Annotated in this window: 19 protein-coding genes; 13 read left to right on the forward strand and 6 right to left on the reverse strand. The window is 65.2% G+C overall.

Going from position 1 to position 16,186, the window contains the following annotated elements; all coding sequences use genetic code 11:
* From Q319_RS27865 to Q319_RS0108950, 8 genes are all read left to right on the forward strand, one after another.
* Positions 1 to 294: hypothetical protein (locus Q319_RS27865; protein WP_211252341.1), on the forward strand; the 294-nt coding region annotated here is incomplete at its 5' end.
* Positions 295 to 341: 47 nt separating this feature from the next.
* Positions 342 to 692, forward strand: a complete 351-nt coding sequence (locus Q319_RS0108920) for a hypothetical protein (protein ID WP_051655232.1) — start codon at positions 342 to 344, stop codon at positions 690 to 692.
* Positions 693 to 734: 42 nt separating this feature from the next.
* A complete protein-coding gene (locus Q319_RS0108925; protein WP_029481971.1) occupies positions 735 to 1,229 on the forward strand; it encodes a hypothetical protein in 495 nt (164 codons plus the stop codon).
* Positions 1,230 to 1,336: 107 nt separating this feature from the next.
* A complete protein-coding gene (locus Q319_RS0108930; RefSeq protein ID WP_415813009.1) occupies positions 1,337 to 2,785 on the forward strand; it encodes a sigma 54-interacting transcriptional regulator in 1,449 nt (482 codons plus the stop codon).
* 80 nt (positions 2,786 to 2,865) lie between these two features.
* A complete protein-coding gene (locus Q319_RS0108935; RefSeq protein ID WP_029481974.1) occupies positions 2,866 to 3,069 on the forward strand; it encodes a tautomerase family protein in 204 nt (67 codons plus the stop codon).
* Positions 3,070 to 3,076: 7 nt separating this feature from the next.
* The gene (locus tag Q319_RS0108940; protein ID WP_156039245.1) at positions 3,077 to 3,733 is read left to right on the forward strand and encodes a hypothetical protein; all 657 of its coding nucleotides are present in this window, start codon (positions 3,077 to 3,079) and stop codon (positions 3,731 to 3,733) included.
* A 42-nt stretch (positions 3,734 to 3,775) separates the two neighbouring features.
* A complete protein-coding gene (locus Q319_RS26160; protein WP_081845955.1) occupies positions 3,776 to 4,561 on the forward strand; it encodes a CAP domain-containing protein in 786 nt (261 codons plus the stop codon).
* Positions 4,562 to 4,619: 58 nt separating this feature from the next.
* Complete coding sequence (locus tag Q319_RS0108950) at positions 4,620 to 5,804, forward strand: hypothetical protein (protein WP_029481977.1); 1,185 nt, start codon at positions 4,620 to 4,622, stop codon at positions 5,802 to 5,804.
* A 78-nt stretch (positions 5,805 to 5,882) separates the two neighbouring features.
* Here the strand turns inward: Q319_RS0108950 and msrB are convergent, their stop codons facing one another.
* Together msrB and Q319_RS0108960 are read right to left on the reverse strand one after the other, a co-directional pair.
* A complete protein-coding gene (gene msrB, locus Q319_RS0108955; RefSeq protein WP_029481978.1) occupies positions 5,883 to 6,347 on the reverse strand; it encodes a peptide-methionine (R)-S-oxide reductase MsrB in 465 nt (154 codons plus the stop codon).
* Positions 6,348 to 6,443: 96 nt separating this feature from the next.
* On the reverse strand, positions 6,444 to 7,415 hold the full coding sequence (locus tag Q319_RS0108960; RefSeq protein ID WP_245619068.1) for an RluA family pseudouridine synthase: 972 nt from the start codon (positions 7,413 to 7,415) through the stop codon (positions 6,444 to 6,446).
* A gap of 251 nt (positions 7,416 to 7,666) precedes the next feature.
* Between Q319_RS0108960 and Q319_RS25465 the strand changes: the two genes are divergently transcribed.
* The 5 genes from Q319_RS25465 (at position 7,667) to Q319_RS0108985 (ending at position 11,151) form a co-directional block, all read left to right on the forward strand.
* A complete protein-coding gene (locus Q319_RS25465; protein ID WP_081845960.1) occupies positions 7,667 to 8,416 on the forward strand; it encodes a ferritin-like domain-containing protein in 750 nt (249 codons plus the stop codon).
* Positions 8,417 to 8,548: 132 nt separating this feature from the next.
* Positions 8,549 to 9,271, forward strand: a complete 723-nt coding sequence (locus Q319_RS25470; RefSeq protein ID WP_081845956.1) for a ferritin-like domain-containing protein — start codon at positions 8,549 to 8,551, stop codon at positions 9,269 to 9,271.
* A 124-nt stretch (positions 9,272 to 9,395) separates the two neighbouring features.
* Positions 9,396 to 9,680: a Sec-independent protein translocase subunit TatA/TatB gene (locus Q319_RS0108975; protein WP_029481985.1), complete on the forward strand. Its 285-nt coding sequence runs from the start codon at positions 9,396 to 9,398 to the stop codon at positions 9,678 to 9,680.
* 97 nt (positions 9,681 to 9,777) lie between these two features.
* Positions 9,778 to 10,323 carry an RNA polymerase sigma factor gene (locus Q319_RS0108980; protein WP_029481986.1) on the forward strand — a complete coding sequence of 182 codons (546 nt, stop codon included), beginning with the start codon at positions 9,778 to 9,780 and terminating at the stop codon, positions 10,321 to 10,323.
* A 99-nt stretch (positions 10,324 to 10,422) separates the two neighbouring features.
* The gene (locus tag Q319_RS0108985) at positions 10,423 to 11,151 is read left to right on the forward strand and encodes an anti-sigma factor (RefSeq protein ID WP_029481987.1); all 729 of its coding nucleotides are present in this window, start codon (positions 10,423 to 10,425) and stop codon (positions 11,149 to 11,151) included.
* A gap of 111 nt (positions 11,152 to 11,262) precedes the next feature.
* On the opposite strand, the gene Q319_RS0108990 is transcribed toward Q319_RS0108985, so the two are convergent.
* The 4 genes from Q319_RS0108990 to Q319_RS0109005 all read right to left on the reverse strand — a co-directional run bounded on the left by Q319_RS0108990 (position 11,263) and on the right by Q319_RS0109005 (position 16,050).
* A complete protein-coding gene (locus Q319_RS0108990; RefSeq protein ID WP_029481988.1) occupies positions 11,263 to 13,098 on the reverse strand; it encodes an ATP-binding protein in 1,836 nt (611 codons plus the stop codon).
* A complete protein-coding gene (locus Q319_RS0108995; RefSeq protein ID WP_029481989.1) occupies positions 13,095 to 14,168 on the reverse strand; it encodes a DNA double-strand break repair nuclease NurA in 1,074 nt (357 codons plus the stop codon). The genes Q319_RS0108990 and Q319_RS0108995 overlap by 4 nt, the downstream gene beginning before the upstream one ends.
* Positions 14,169 to 14,362: 194 nt before the next feature.
* Positions 14,363 to 15,109: an ABC transporter permease gene (locus tag Q319_RS0109000; RefSeq protein ID WP_029481990.1), complete on the reverse strand. Its 747-nt coding sequence runs from the start codon at positions 15,107 to 15,109 to the stop codon at positions 14,363 to 14,365.
* A complete protein-coding gene (locus Q319_RS0109005) occupies positions 15,106 to 16,050 on the reverse strand; it encodes an ABC transporter ATP-binding protein (protein WP_029481991.1) in 945 nt (314 codons plus the stop codon). Before Q319_RS0109005 ends, Q319_RS0109000 begins: the two co-directional genes overlap by 4 nt.
* Between the last annotated feature and the right edge of the window lie 136 nt (positions 16,051 to 16,186).

A 16,186-nucleotide genomic window follows, 5' to 3' on the forward strand; every position in this document is an offset into this window, starting at 1 on the left:
TTGACTCAAGAGAATGCGGCTGCCCTGCAATGGAAACCAGATGGCCCGGCTGAGAAAGTGATGGAATCTGGAGAATCCGGTTTCATCACTCAGGCCGAGCAAGGTCAGGAGGGCAGAGATGGTGCGCTTGCGGGTGGCAAGGATGGACCCGACAAGCAAGGTTTGAGCAGTGATCCAGGTGGGCTGGGTAAACATCTCGGCAAAAGGGGCGATAACATCGGTGAACCATTTTGGGACTTTGAACATCTCCAAATGGTTTCAGGCGGCGCTGAGATTTCTCTCAGCGCCGCCTGAAAAAATGGACAAAGTCGAACTTAGACCTGACCCTCAAAGGTGGCGAGGTGGACGGGCGCATCGGCGGCGTCTTCGGCGGCTTTGATGCGAATGGTGAGGTCAGTACCGAGCGGGTGGATGTGCGGCTGGGCGGACGCATCGACGGCGACAATGTGGAATTGAAGGTCAGCGCCGACAGCGTCACGGGCCGTTTCTCGGGCCGGATCGACGGCAAGACGGTGGACCTGCGGGTCGACGGTCAGAACCTGCGCGGACGCATCGGCGGCCATCTGGACGGCAAGGATGTGGAACTGGATTGCGGGGAAATTCCCGTGGCCCTGGCTGCCCTGGCCGCCGTCTGCGCGTTCAAGGCGCTGGAAGACGCGCAGAACGACGCCGATAGCGCCGACAGCGATTAAGCTCTGTGCACCTCCACACCGCCCTCTGGCATGATGCTGTCCATGAGGGATCTGGACGGACGCCTGGGCGGCCCCACGGTGGGCTACGACATCAAAGCGGACTGGGACGGCGAACATCTGCGCGGGCGTATAGGTGGGGAGCTGATCGGCAAGGACATGGACCTGGCCCTCCGGGACACCACGCTAGGAGGACGAATCGGCGGTGCGTTCGGCGGCTTTGACGCGCGCGGCACGGTAAATGACCAGCGGGTGGAGGTGAGGCTGGGCGGCGAGTGGGAAGGCGATGACCTTCGGCTGACCCTTACCTCCGGCGAGATCACGGGCCGGTTTTCCGGGCAGACGATGGGCAAGGACGTGCGGCTGCGGGTAGAGGGAACGGCGCTGCGGGGGCGCATCGGTGGCCCGGTAGACGGGAAAGATGTGGACCTTCAGTTCGGGCAGATACCGCTTCAACTTGCCGCGCTGGCCGCCGTGTGCGCTTTCAAGGCGCTGGAAGACGATCAGGGCAGCGCGGCGGCAGGAACGGGTTCCTCCTGAAGCCCTGGCCCGCGCGCCTGCCTTGCCCAACACCTCATTCTTCAGCAACCCGCACATTCCGCTTTCGGGCACCGTGCTACGGTTTTTTGGATATGACCGCTGCAAATATGACCGCCACCAGAGCCAGAACGCTGGGTGAACTGCTGGAACTGCCCGGTTATGCCGGACGCACCCCCTTTGACGGAAAGATCCGACTGGTGCAGGATGAAGTCCGCGAGAACCTAACACGCAAGCTTCGTAGCGGCGAGGAACTTTTCCCCGGCGTGGTGGGCTACGACGACACCGTGATTCCGCAACTGGTCAACGCCCTGCTGGCGCGGCAGAACTTTATTCTGCTGGGGCTGCGCGGCCAGGCCAAGAGCCGCATCTTGCGGGCCATCACCGAATTGCTGGACGACGTGGTCCCCGTGATTGAAGGTGTGGACATGCCCGACGATCCCATCAACCCCATTGGCGCGGAAGGCAAGCACCTGCTGGAAGTCCACGGCATGGAGCTGCCCATTCGCTGGCTGCCCCGCGCGGACCGCTACGTGGAAAAGCTGGCGACGCCCGACGTGACCGTGGCCGACCTGATCGGCGACGTGGACCCGATCAAGGCCGCCCGCCTGGGCACCAGCCTGGGTGACACCCGTTCCATGCACTTCGGGCTGCTGCCGCGCGCCAACCGGGGCATCTTCGCCATCAACGAGCTGGCCGACCTTGCACCCAAGGTGCAGGTGGCGATGTTCAACATCCTTCAGGAAGGCGACGTGCAGATCAAGGGCTACCCGATCCGCCTGGAACTGGACGTGATGCTGGTCTTCAGCGCCAACCCCGAGGATTACACCGCGCGCGGCAAGATCGTCACGCCCCTCAAGGACCGCATCGGCAGTGAAATCCGCACCCACTACCCCACCGACGTCAAGCTGGGCATGGGCATCACCGCGCAGGAAGCCGTCAAGGACGACGCCGTGACCGTTCCCGCCTTCATGGCCGAGCTGATTGAGGAAATCGCCTTCCAGGCCCGCGAGGATGGCCGCGTGGACAAGATGTCGGGCGTCTCGCAGCGCCTGCCCATCTCCCTGCTGGAAGTCGCTGCTGCCAACGCCGAACGCCGCAGCCTGATCGGCGGTGATGAAGCCGTGGTGCGCGTCAGTGACGTGTACGCGGGCCTGCCAGCCATTACCGGCAAGATGGAACTGGAATACGAGGGCGAGTTGAAGGGCGCGGACAACGTCGCCAAGGAAGTGATTCGCAAGGCCGCCGGGGCCGTCTACGGACGCCTGTGCGGCAGCATGGACACCCAGGCGCTGGAAAAGTGGTTTGAGGACGGCAACGTCTTCCGCTTCCCGCAGTCCGGCGATTCCGGCGCGGCCATGAAGGCGACCAAGGAAGTGCCCGGCCTGAGCGATATTGCCAGGGAAGTCGCGGACAGTAGTAGCGACGCCGTGCGCGTCAGCGCCGCCGAGTTCGTGCTGGAAGGGTTGTATGGGCGCAAGAAGCTCTCGCGTGCCGAGGAACTGTACGCCGCCCCCGAAGCCGAAACCCGTCAGCAGCGCGGCGGACGCTGGAACTGAATTCAGCAAGCAGGATAGAAAGTGGAGCCACTGGATTTTTCCTGGTGGCTCCACTTTCTGTCCCGGCTAGAATCGCCCCCATGCCCTATATCAACGTCCGGCTGACCCGCAAGGACATCACCACCGAGCAAAAAGCCCAGATCGTCCGGGAAATCACGGCCACCATGCAGAGCGTGCTGGGCAAGAAGCCGGAGAGCGTGCATGTGGTGATTGACGAGATTGACCCGGAAAACTGGGGCTACGCGGGCGAGTTGACCTCCGTTCACCGTGAGCGGCAGGGGTAATTTAACCGTGTTGCCCCCTGCGCTCACCGAACTGACTGACTACTTCGCGCCGCTTTCTACCTTTCAACGGGAGGAGGGCGGCGCACTCACGTTGCTGACCCCCGGCGTGAACGTACTGGGTCTGAACGCGACGTATCTGCCCGAAGTTGTGCCAGATCTGCGTTCTGCGCTGGCATGGCACGAGATGCAGGAGCTTCCGCCGCTGCTGGCCTCGCTCTCGCCTGTCGCTGGCGCAGAGCAGGTAGCGGCGCTGGAGGTGGGCACCTTCACGCCTGTTGAATTGCAGGACTCCGGCATCGTGGTGGAGCAGATCAGCCGCCTGCACATGCAGAAGTGGGCTGATGTTCTGACTGCGGCACACAGCACGCCCGAGTGGGCTGCGCCGCTGGCCCGGCATCTGGCGGCGCGGCTGGAAGGGCAGCGCGACTACCTGCCGTTGCTGGCCTACGACAGCGCAGGCGCAGCGGTGGGAGCGTTGCTGTGGCGCGGCGTCAATGGAGCGGGGGCGGCACATCTATGGGGCGTGACCGACGAAACTGCCCGTCTGCCGCTGCTGAATGCTGCCTGGGCGCTGGCGGAGGGTTTGCGGGTGTCGGCCCTCCCCGGCGCTGTGACTCTCTCGGAGACCACGGGGGTGTTCTTCGGGGTGAGCGGTGACGAATAAATCCCAATCGCCCGCGCCCATTCCCGCTTTAATGGGGGCGAGATGCGCCCCCTTCCCTTCATCGTCCTGAGCCTGAGCGTCCTGACCCTTGCTGCCTGCGCGCCCCGCACGGCCCAGACCACGGTGATTCCTGGCCCAATCCTTGAGCCAGTCCAGGCCGGGGCGCGCCCTGTACGCCTGGGCGTGGGGCAGGACATGCAGCTTGAGGTCAGCCTGAACGGACGCAGGGTGCCGCCCAGTGAGCTGAACTGGACCAGCAGCGATCCGCGTGTCGTGTCGGTGTCGGGGGGCGGACTGGCGCGGGCGGCCACGGCGGGTCAGGCGTCCGTGCGGGCCACCCAGACCGAATCGGGCCGCATCCTGGCGGAGTTCCTTATGCAGGTCACGGCCCCGCCGCCCGCCACCCCACAGCGCCTGGACGCGCTGACCGGGCAGGTGCTGGAGCTGACCAACGCTGCGCGGGCCAGGGGCCAGAAGTGTGGCGCTCAGAACTTTCCGCCCGCACCCCCGCTGAACTCCGAGGCCCGGCTGGGGGCGGCGGCCCAGGCCCACGCCGCCGACATGGCCGCTCGCAACTACTTCAGCCACGTCGCCCAGGACGGACGGGTGCTGAAGGCCCGCGTCGAGGCTGCCGGATACGGTTGGCGCGCGATTGCCGAGAACATCGCTGCCGGGCAGACCAGCGCCCAGGAAGTGGTCACCGGCTGGCTGAACAGCGAGGGCCACTGCCGCAACCTGATGAACGCCGAGTACCGCGAACTGGGCATCGGACTGGCGCAGAACACGGGCGGCAAACGGTACTGGGTGCAGGATTTCGGAACGCGCTGAGCGGGCGCGGGTTGCTCCGGCGTTGAACCCCCCAGCGTTGCTTCTCGTACCTCCTGATATGCCTGCTGTCTCGCTGCGCCGCTTTGCCCTGGGCCTCCTCGCTGTGGTCCTGCCCGCCGCGCAGGTCGCGTGCGCGCAGGCTGCACCGACGTCCTCCACCGCTGTCCAGTTGCCTTCTCCGGCGGTCTGGCTGGCGTCGGAAGGGTCGCAGGTCTATGCCCTTACCGCCCAATCCGAATTGCTCACCGTTCTGGACGGCGGGGCGAAGGTACTGGCAAAAAACTTCTCCAGCACCTTCATCACCGCCTGTTCGGGCCGGGTGGTGGGTATCAACAATGCGGGGCAGTTGCAGGTGTGGAACGGCAGAACCATCGAGACCGCCCCCAAGACCGATCTGTCCCCACTGGCCCACCCGGTCTGCCTGCCCTCCGGCGTCGTGGCCGTGTCGCGTGCGGGCAATCTGGTGCGGTTTGATCCGGCCACTGGCGGCTGGCGCGAGGCGGCCCGGACAGCCGCCAATGCTCTGCCGGACGCACAACTGACCCTGGCCGATCTGGACGGTCAGGGTGACGCGGTGGTGGCCCTGACCCAGCCCAGCAGCGTGCGTTATAACCACGGCATCCTGGGCGATACGGCAGAGGCCACTGGGATCACCGTGTTCGAGCGTCATGGCCTGGGCGTCTTGGCCCGTCTGAGTCTACCCACCCCATTCGTTTTTGAGGACTTGCAGGCCCGTCCCGTGCGGCTGACCGGGGGCAAGGATGCGCTGGCGGTGGTGCGTTCCAGCCCACGCGGCGGAGCGGCACTGGCGCTGGTCTCAAAGGAGCCGGACGGATTGGGAGTGCAGGCCATCGGCCCGGACTTCGGGCAGCCGAACCGCTGGCTGGCCCCAGCAGTCGGTTTTGGGCAATTGTGGGCCGTCAAAACGCCGCATATTGGGGGGCTGCTGGCGCAGTACGCACAAGCGGGTGACACGCTGAAAGTCTCTCCTCCCTTTGCGGGCGTTTCCAGCCACAGCATCGGCAGCCGCAATCTGAACGCGGCGGTGCTGACCGCGCCGGGCCAGCTTGTCGTCCCGTCTCAGGACCACCGCACCTTGCTGGCGCTGGACTGTCGGGCGGCCTGCCAGGTCACGGGCAAACTGGCGCTCGGGGGCACGTATTCCAGCAACCTAGTGCTGTCCGGTGGTCAGGTCTGGGTGGGCGACAGCAGCGGTAAATTGTATGGCTGGACCGTTAACTGACGCCGCATTGCTGCACAGTGGCGATAGCAAAAGGGGAGAGGCCGAAGTGAAATCAGCCTCTCCCGTGTGCCTGAAAGCTTACTGAAAGAGTTTGGCGTATTCGCCGTAGCCCTCGCCCTCCAGCTTCTCAGCCGGAACGAAGCGCAGGGACGCCGAGTTGATGCAGTAGCGCAGGCCGCCCTGCTCCTGCGGGCCGTCGGGGAAGACGTGGCCCAGGTGCGAGTCCGCGCCCCCGGAACGGACCTCGGTGCGGGCGTAACCGATCTTGTAGTCGGTGTTCTCGGTCAGATTGGCATTCTGGATCGGGCGGGTGAAGCTGGGCCAGCCGCAGCCCGCGTCGTACTTGTCGGCGCTGGAAAACAGCGGTTCGCCCGAGACCACGTCCACGTAGATGCCGTCTCCCTCGGTGTCCCAGTATTCGCCGGAAAAGGCCCGCTCGGTGCCCTCGTGCTGGGTCACGCGGTACTGTTCGGGCGTCAGGCGCTCGCGCAGTTCGGCGTCGCTGGGCTTGCTGTACTGGGGTGCCTTTGTGGTCTCGGTCATCTTCAGAGTCTAGAAGGGGGAGGCGTTTGCAACCGTGGCAGGCCAAACGCTGGGGGCTTGAGACGATCTTGGGACTTCCTGTTCACGGCTACCGGGTCAGGCCAGCGTTTCCAGATTGTCCGGGAGCGTGCCGCCCAGCGCTATCCACGCGCTCAGCAGATCATCCGGCGCAGGCGCGTGCAGATGCAGGGTTTCGCCCGTCATCGGGTGCGGCAATTCCAGAAACTGCGCGTGCAGGGCCTGTCGGGAGATCACTTCGCTGGCGCGGCCATAGACCGTGTCACCCAGAATCGGGCTGCCCAGGTGCGTCAGATGCACCCGGAGCTGGTGCGTGCGGCCTGTACGCGGCTGGGCGCGGACCAGCGCCAGCGTGCGTCCATGCCCGTCCGGGTGGGCGGCCAGCGGCGTGAACAGGGTCTGGGCATCGCGGGCATTCGCGCCGCCCACGGTCATGCGCTGGCGCTGGACTGGGTGGCGGCCCACGGGCGCGTCCACCTGAAGCGGCCCGCCCGCCTTCCAGCTTCCGGCAGCAATCGCCAGATAGCTCTTGCGGGTGTCGCGGTCCTTGAAGGCGGCGGCCAGCCGGGCGTGGGCCTCCACCGTCTTGGCCACCACGATCACCCCGCTGGTGTCCTTGTCCAGCCGGTGGACGATGCCGGGGCGGTAGCCGCCCTCGCCGTCGAAATCCAGTTGCCGGGGCAATTCCATGCGGCCCAGCAGGGCATTGACCAGCGTGCCGCTGCGGACCCCCGGCGCGGGGTGGGTGATCATGCCGGGGGGCTTGTTCACGGCGATCAGGGTATCGTCCTCGAACAGCACGTCCAGCGGCACCTGTTCGGCCTCCACTGCCGCTTCGGGTGGGGGCGGCACCTGCACCGTCAGTTGTTCGCCGCCGCGCAGCTTCAGGCTGGATTTGAGGACTGCGCCGCCGTCCACCTGCACATGGCCGCCCGCGATCCAGCCCGCTACCTGCGAGCGGCTGTGGTCGGTGAGTGCGGCCAGCACGGCGTCCAGACGTCCCGGCGTGGCCTCCAGGTGCAGCGGGGAAGGGGGAGGAGAAGCGTTCACGCCTGACAGTCTAGGCGCTGCCCCGAACTGTGCCCCGGATTGTCAGGCCGGTCTTCATGTGGTCTTTAGGCTCCTGGCAGGGGTGATCCAATCCCCGCAGGCGTGCATATACCCGATTGAGCAATGTTCATGCGGAAGGCCCCAGCGGTCATCCACGGGAACTGGACCCCTCCCGGACTGCCAAGGTCAGGGAGGACGAAGAGGCGATCAACGCCGCTCAAGGGAGGAGTTTCATGCCGGAGAAAGTGGAAATGACGAACGCAGAGATCAGTGGGGGCCAGGCAACGTCACGCCGCAAGTTCATGGGCTATATCGGTCTCGCTGGTGCAGGCGCAGCCCTGGTGGCGTGCAGCCCCCAGGAAACGCCCAAGCCCGTAGAGCTGACCCCTGCCGAGAAAGCTGCCAAGCAGGATCTCGAAATCCTGAACTACGCGCTGGTCCTGGAGTACCTGGAAGCGGATTTCTACCGCCGCTTCGATTCAGGCGACCTCAAGGGCACTCTCAGCGACCCCACCGTCAAGAAGTTTGCTGCTGAACTGGCCTTGCAGGAAAAGGCGCACGTCGATGTCCTGATCGCGACCATCAAGAGCCTGGGCGGCATCCCCGCCGTTCTGCCCAAGTTCGACTACTCCTCGCTGATTCCTGATCCCAGCAAGCTCAACGACGCATTCTTCTTGCAGTTGGCTGTGACCTTCGAGCCAGTCGGAACCCGTGCCTACCTGGGTCAGGCCAACAGACTGACCAATCCGGCTTTGCTGGCCGCCGCCGCCTCCATTCTGGCGGTCGAGGCCAACCACGTTTCGGCCATTCAGGAACTCCGCACCAACCTGGGTCTGAACAAGAAGCCCACCCGCATGACCGATATCGCGCCGCAGACAGACATTAACAACACTGCTGCGTCCTCCTTTGACGCCGATTTCTCCCCGACGCCCACCTTGCTGTGGAAGCCATTGACGATGGCCCAGACCCTGGCAATTGTCGGGCCACTGATCGTCAAGTAGTTTCTGAAACGCGCGCAGTGTTCCTATAAAGTTCTAAGGAACTGAGAAACACAGCGTCGTTCCAGAGTCCCTGAAGCCGGGCTGAGATTCAGCCCAGAGCTATCCACCCAAGACACGAGAGGAGAATTCCACATGACTACCCCTGATCGCCGTTCTTTCCTGAAATACGCCGGAGTCGGTACGGGCGCAATGATGCTCGGCGGGCTGAATATGTCGGCCATGGCCGCCAGCCCCACCACCAAGAGCGCCAAGCAGGATCTTGAAATCCTGAACTACGCCCTGACCCTTGAGTACATTGAGGCCGAGTTCTACGCCGCTTTCAATGTGGGCGGCCCGTACGCCAGCAAGCTCAGCAATGCCCGCGTCAAAGAGTACGCCAAGGAACTGGCCGAACAGGAACAGGGTCACGTTGACTTCCTGATCGCGACCATCAAGAGCCTGGGCGGCACTCCGATTGCCAAGCCTGCGCTGACCTTCGCTCCGCTCATTCCCGACGAGAGCAAGCTGAACGACGAGATGTTCTTGCAACTGGCCGTCCTCTTCGAGCCGGTCGGCACCCGCGCCTACCTGGGTCAGGCCAACAGCATCATGAACGCCGACGTGCTGACCGCCGCCGCCAGCGTTCTGGCCGTGGAAGCCAACCATGTCAGCGGCATCCAGCAGCTTCGTACCTTCCTGGGCTTTAACAAGAATCCCACCCGGACGACGGCCCGCGCGCCCCAGAGTGTGGCCAAGCCCAACAGCACCAATGTCGCCGACTTCGACCCCGATTTCTCCCCCATGCCCACCGCCCTGTGGGAACCGCTGAGCATGGAAGAAGTGGTTGCCATGGTCACCCCCCTCTTCAAGAAGTAAATCACCAAGAACTAAATCACACAGAGCGGTGAATCATCCGTCCTCAGGGGACGCAGGCAAGCCTTCGGGCGGCCCGTCCCCTGTTCTGTTCTCCCACATTCTCACCTGACTGGAGGTTTTTCTCATGCCCAACATCGGCCCCGCAGAACTGATCGTGATTTTACTGGTGGCCCTGGTGGTCTTTGGCCCCCGCAAGCTGCCCGAGCTGGGCAAGAGCCTGGGCCATGGCCTGCGCGAATTCCGCAAGAGTACCCAGGGTCTCAAGGCCGAACTGGACGGCGCGAATATCGTTGCCACGCCCGTCATTCAGCAGCCCGTCACCGTGGCCCAGCCCGCTGCCCAGGTGGCTGCTGCTCCCGCCAGCCCGATGAGTGCCGCCGCCGTCACCCCCCGGAGCGTGGAAGCCTGAGCCGGGTTTCTCACGCCAGCGCCCCCGATCTATAAAGTTGTCCCAATGTAGGCAGCAGTGGAGGGGAGTTCACGTTTGCTAGGCTGATCCTCATTCCATGAATCAACCCCCCCTTCCCCCCGATTTTCCCGACGAGGCACTGATGCAGGCCATGGCGGGCGGGCAGGAAGACGCCCTGCGCGAGCTTCATGAACGGTATGCCCGCTTACTCTATGCTCTGGGTTACCGGATGCTTCGCCAGACCGACGATGTTGAAAGCTGTGTGCAGGACGCGTTCATGAATGCCTGGAAGCACGCAGCGCGCTTTGATCCGGCGCGGGCCAGCGTCAAGACCTGGCTGGTCAGCATCGCACACCACCGTTTTTTGCAGGAATTGCGTGACCGTCCAGAAACTTCGCTTGAAATTGAAGACTGGGACGCTCCCACCACCGCCGCCGATCCCACTGACCGCCTGATGGCGGAACAGGCGGTGCAGGGGCTGGAGCCGGAACACCGCAAGCTGGTCGAACTGGCCTACTACCGGGGTTACACCCACAGCGAACTGGCCGCGCTGCTGGGACTGCCGGTGGGCACCGTCAAATCACGCCTCCGCTCGGCCCTGGGCCGCATGAAGACCCTGCTGGGATCCTCCGGCACCCTCTGACCCTTCCGTCCTCTCTCTACGATTTCTCATTCCACATGCTCAAACTGGAACGCCCACGCTTGATCGTGGCGGTGCTGAGCAGAAGGCAGGTGAACACGCATGTCCATTCATACAGATGATCTGATCGCCCTGGCACTGGGCACCCTGTCGCCGCAGGACGAGGCGCGTGTTCAGGCGGCCCTTCAGGCTGACCCTGCCCTTCGGGCCGAGTACCGCAGCGATATGGCAACCCTGCACGCCCTGCCGGAGCGACTGCCGCCCGGTCAGGTGCCGCAGGGAGCGGCTGACCGGTTGATGGCCCGCCTGAGCGCCGAGAGGCCCGCGCAACTGGCCCGGATCACCGCCCCCAGTGCCAATGTGCCCTTCTCTGAGGTCCGGCCACCGTCCGGCTCAGAGAGTGCGGCCACCCCGAACAGGAACAACTGGACCCCGGGACCGGGTCTGTTGGGCCTGGGGACGCTGGGACTGGCCGCCGCGCTGGCGCTGTTCTTCGCGTTGCGCCCGCCTGCCGATCCACTGACCCGTTACGCGGGGATGCCTGGAGCCGTGAGCCAGCCATTGACTGGCGCGGACAAATCCCAGATCGGCCAGGTGGTGCGCTTGCGTGACGGCACCGCTTTCCTGTACCTGAGCGCCGCGCCGCCGCAGGGACAGGTCTATCAGCTCTGGAAGATCGAGGGCCAGACCCCAGTCTCGCTGGGCGTGATTGACGGTCAAGGCCAACTGGTGCAGGACGCCCCCGATGGCCTGACCCTGGCCGTCAGTGTGGAGCCGCCCGGCGGTAGTGAGCAGCCGACGACAACACCGATTCTGGTGCAGCAGTTGTAGCGGGAAGGCACGAATGGTCAACTTTGAGACCATTCGCGCCTTTCTGTACACCGCAGTCACGTTTGGCAGCGATCTCTGACGCCCGGAAGGGCGATTTTTCATGCACCGATCTCAGTGCAGCCAGTCCTCGCCTACTTCCACCACGTCGCGGCCCGCCAGATCGTCTACCTCGTCGCCGCGTGTGGCCCAGGCGGGGAAAGGGTAGTTGACCAGTACGGGGTTGGGCACGTCCGGCTGAGACACCAGCATGGTGCCGGGTTGCAGAATCCCGGCGCGGGCGCGGAAGCTCTGGGGCAGGAAGCGGTACTCGGGGCGCTCGGCCTCGGCCAGATCCAGGCGGCCCACCACGCGAATGGCGGCGTTGGAGACGATGCGCCGTTCTACCTCGGAAGCGGTCTGCTGCGCGCCGATCAGGATGATGCCCAGCGAACGCCCCCGCTCGGCAATTTCGAGCAGGATGTCCTTGATGGGGCTGCCGTCGTCGCGCGGGGCGTACTTGTTCAGCTCGTCCAGCACGACGAACACGGTGTCCTGCCGCCCGTACTTCTCCTTGTGGTCAAAGACCTGCCGCAGCAGCACACCCACCACGAACATCTGCGCCGGGCCGGACAGGTTGTGAATGTCCACCACGCTCAGTTGTGCGCCGCTCAGGAGATTGGGGCGGTAGCGGGTGGCCTCAGATTCGGTCAAGTCGCCGCGAATCAGGGGTGTCAGGTGCTTTTGCACGCCGCGCAGCCGCCGGGTAAAGGCGCGCAATGTTCCAGGGGCCTGCTTCAGCACCCACTTGGGATCGCCCTCGCCGTCGCGGTCCTCCAGCAGCTTGAACTCGATGTAGGAAATAAGCTGCTCGAAGGTGCGGAGGTTGACGCCGCCCAGATCGCCGAAGTCCAGGTCCTCGGGCGGGGTCTCGCTCAACTCCACCTGCCAGTCGTCCACCTTGAGGCCCGTTCCCTTGTCGGTCTGCGCCCCAGCCAATCGGAACAGTTTTTCCTCAATATTGCCGATCACAAAACCTAGATTCAGGCTGCTGCCGGCGTCCGAGAAGACGTATTGCAGCAGGCGGTTGGCGCAGAACTCGCGCAGGGTGAAGATGAAGGGGGTGATGCCCTCTGAGCGCTGATCGGTATGCGGGACAATCGCGCTGCCCGTGACTCCGGGGCGGGGCGGGGCCAGAAACTGGGTGTCGCGGAAGGGGGTCATCGGCAGGCCCAGCAGGGCGTAGCGGTCACGGCCAAAGCCCTTGCTTGCGCCCGCCTCCGCTTCCTTGTCGGCCACCTTGCGGTTGGGCTTGTCCAGAAACAGCAAATCCTCGCCCTTGACATTGAAAATGATGGCCCGCCCACCCGCGCTGCCCGCCATGCGCCCGCCGCTTTCCTGGGCCACGCGGTCCATCACGCCGCTGCGGAAGATGCTGTGCAGCAGAAAGAGTGCATACGAGGTTTTCGTTGCCACACCCGAAATGCCGGAGATGTTGATGTGGCCGCCGCTCTCGCCGTTGACGAAGCGGAAGTTCAGCGGCAATGGCTGACCGTCCGCGAGCAGGCCGCCGGGGAAGCTGGCCTGTCCCATCTTGTCGGCGCTGAGGGCCATCTTCAGATCGTCGCCGCGGGCGTGCCGCACCGTGTCGCCCGGCTGCGGCGGAATGAAATTCTCAGGGTCCACCCGCGTGACCAGCACCCGCGCCGCGTAGCTGACGCTGGCAGGGAGGATGCCGGCCACTACGTCCTCCACATCACTCTCGAAGGTGACGCCCTCATGCCGCTTACGAACGTTGTCCACCAGCCCGTAGAAGCGCACCGGGCGGCCATCGGGCTTCAGGGTCTCCACCACGATCAGGTCATCCAGTTGCACGCTCGCGCCCGCGCTGACGGCGAACCAGAAGACGGTGGGTGTCACGTCCTCGGTGCCCAGCACCATGCCAATGCGGGCGGCTGAGGTTCCGGTCATGCCACGGCCTCCCCGATTTCAACCCGGCCCAGTTCGCGGGCCAGATGCGAGCGGATGCGGCGCGTAACCAGTTCGGCGCTGCCCATCGCGCGGCCCATCGCCTGCTCCAGCGCGGCGGTGGGAATCAGGTTCTGCGGCGCGCGGGCGTCTTTATGGGGCTGGCTGGCCAGTTTGCACAGCAGCCGCCCCGACAGGTTGGCAATGTCCAGCACGCCACGCGGCACAAAATCGCTGTCCTCCGGCGCGTGCATTTCCAGGCGCATCACCCCGGCCAGCGGGTGCTGGTAGAACGGCGGATCGCACAGGCGCACGTACCACGTAAAGCGCTGCTCACGGCCCTCCGAACTCCTCTCGTCGCCCTGATCGCCCACCCGGAAGCGCAGGACCGGGGTGCGTTCGCCGGGCTTCAGCGTGCCCAGCAATCCAATCCGGTCCGCACCCAGGTAATCGGTGTGCAGGGTCTTCACATAGCCCAGCACCGCGCGCCCCGCGCCGCCGATCCGCACCGGGCCGTCCTGCAAGACCAGGGTGTCGGGCAGGGCATTCGGATCATGCTCGTCCAGCGGCAGGGCAGAGGCCAGCCTGTGGCTCAGCTCGGCCTCGGCGTCCAGCATTAGGCGCTGCACCTTGCTCTTTGCGCCTTCCAACTGACTGCCGCTAAAGACGTGCGGCGTGTATTCCAGCCGCCCGGTGTGCGGATTGCGCGGGCTGAGGCGGGTCATTTCCACCGCCGCGCCGCCCTCGTTGCTGTAGGCCAGCACGCGCTGGGCGGCCACTTCCAGCAACTCGGCCTGCCGCGTGCCGTGTGGGCACAGATCGACTGCGCCCGCCACGAAGGCCCCGAAGCCGGCCAGACTCAGGCCACCGGCCTCGTCGTCCAGCAGCAGGCGGGCTTCCATGCGTGGCTTGCCGTCCACCACCAGCACGCGCCGGAGCCGCGCCGGAATATCGCGCGGCGCAATGGCGGCCCATACTTCCGTTTCTGCATTGAAGACCAGCCCGGCGAAGGGCTTCAAAGTAAGCTGTCCATCCTGGGTATCCACAGGCCAGGGGTCGAGACGAATCCGCATGGGGGGCATTGTAGGGCGGGAAAGGGAAACCCCTCAGTCTGCTTCGCAGCCAGCTCCCCTCAAAAGGGAGCCAAGGAACGCTGCTGGCCGGGCAATTTCGCAACTCTTGCCTCCATTCCAAGGGGAGGTGCCCCAAAGGGGCGGACTTGCAAAGCTGCGAAGCAGAGGGGTTCGCCTTCCATCGTAACGTCTGGCTACCGCCCGCTCGGAGAAACCAGGGCCAGCAGCGCGTCCAGACTCAGGGCCAGCAATCCGGCCAGCACCGCGCCGATCAACACCAGTCCCGTATTTTGCTGAGATAGCCCATTGATGATCAGGCTGCCCAGGCCGCCCGCGCCCAGCGCCGCGCCAATCGTGGCCGTGCCGACGTTGTAGACCGTGCTGGTGCGGATTCCGGCCATCAGTACGGGGAGGCTCAGGGGCAACTCCACCCGCATCAGCCGCTGCCGGGGCGTCATGCCCACGCCGCGCGCCGCGTCCAGCACGCCTTTGTCCACCGCCAGCAGCCCCGCGATGCCGTTGGACACCACCGGCACCAGCCCGTACAGCACCAGCCCCAGCACGGTGGGCGGCAATCCCAGCCCCAGCGTCGGCACCGCCAGCGCGAGAATGGCGATGGTGGGGACGGTCTGGCCCAGGCCCGTCACCGTCTCGGTCAGGCGCATCAGGGCGGCGCGGCCCGGACGGGTCACGAACACGGCCAGCGGCACCCCGATCAGCAGCACGATCAGTTCTGCGCCCAGCACCAGTTGCAGGTGGATCAGGGTCAGCCGCCACAGGGGGCGGTCTCCAGTTTCAGGCGGAATCCCTGCCGATAACGGCGCGAACAGGTTCGACAGCACCCCCGGAATCAGGCAGATCATGAGCAGCGCGGGCCACAGCATCGCCAGCCACAGCGCGGAGGCGGGGCTGTGCGTCCTGGCAGCGCGGGCGACAGTCATCCCGCCTCTTCCAGCGCCTGCCAGGTCAGGACGCCCTCAATCTGCCCATTCGCGTCCAGCACGGCCAGAGCGTCCGAACGCTGGCCCAGCATGACACTCAGGGCGCTACGGACATTCAGCGAACCGCTGATCTGCGACAGGCCCGTGGCGTCGCCCGGCTGGGCCAGTTGAGAGGCGGTCAGGCCAGCCAACTGGCGCAGCAGCGCGTCCTCGCCCAGGAACTGTCGCACGAACTCGCTCTCGGGGTGGCGCACCAGATCGTTGGGCGTGCCGAACTGCGCCAACTCCCCGCCGTTCAGCAGGGCCACCCGGTCTCCCAGGCGCAGCGCCTCGTCGATGTCGTGCGTGACCAGCACAATGGTTTTTTGCAAGCGCCGCTGGATATCCAGAAACGCCTCCTGCAACTTGTCGCGGGCCAGCGGGTCCAGCGCGCCGAAGGGTTCGTCCATCAGCAGCACCGGGGGATCGGCGGCCAGCGCCCGCGCCACGCCCACCCGCTGGGCCTGCCCGCCGGACAACTCGTGCGGATGTTTGTCGGCAAATTGCCCCGGCTCCAGGCCGACGAGGTCCAGCAACTCGCGCGCCCGCTCCCGCGTCTGCGCCTTCGGACGGCCCAGCAGATCCGGCACGGTGGCGACGTTTTGCAACACGCTCAGGTGCGGGAACAGCCCGATCTGCTGGATCACGTAGCCGACCCCCCGCCGCAGGTCTTCCGGGCGCTGGGCCATGATGTCCTGCCCGTTCAGCATAATTTTGCCGCCCGTCGGCTCGGTCAGGCGGTTGATCATCCGCAGTGTGGTGGTCTTGCCGCAGCCCGAAGGCCCCAGCAGCGCGGTAATTTTGCCGTCTGGAAAGACGAGACTCAGATTCTTGACGGCGTAGAAGGTCTCGCCGGAGGTCTCGTTGACGTACTTCTTTTCCAGGTTTTGAAGTTCAATCATGGCTGGCTCCGGGGAGTTGGGGGGTGCTTGGGAGGAACCTGGGCAACTTGTGTGATGTGGCGGCCTGCCCGGTGGCCCCCCCTCCCAGCCTCCCCCACGAGGGGGGAGGAGCTAACAACCTTAGACCCTCAGACCC

The sequence above is a fragment of the Deinococcus marmoris DSM 12784 genome (assembly GCF_000701405.1).
Lineage (GTDB): Bacteria > Deinococcota > Deinococci > Deinococcales > Deinococcaceae > Deinococcus > Deinococcus marmoris.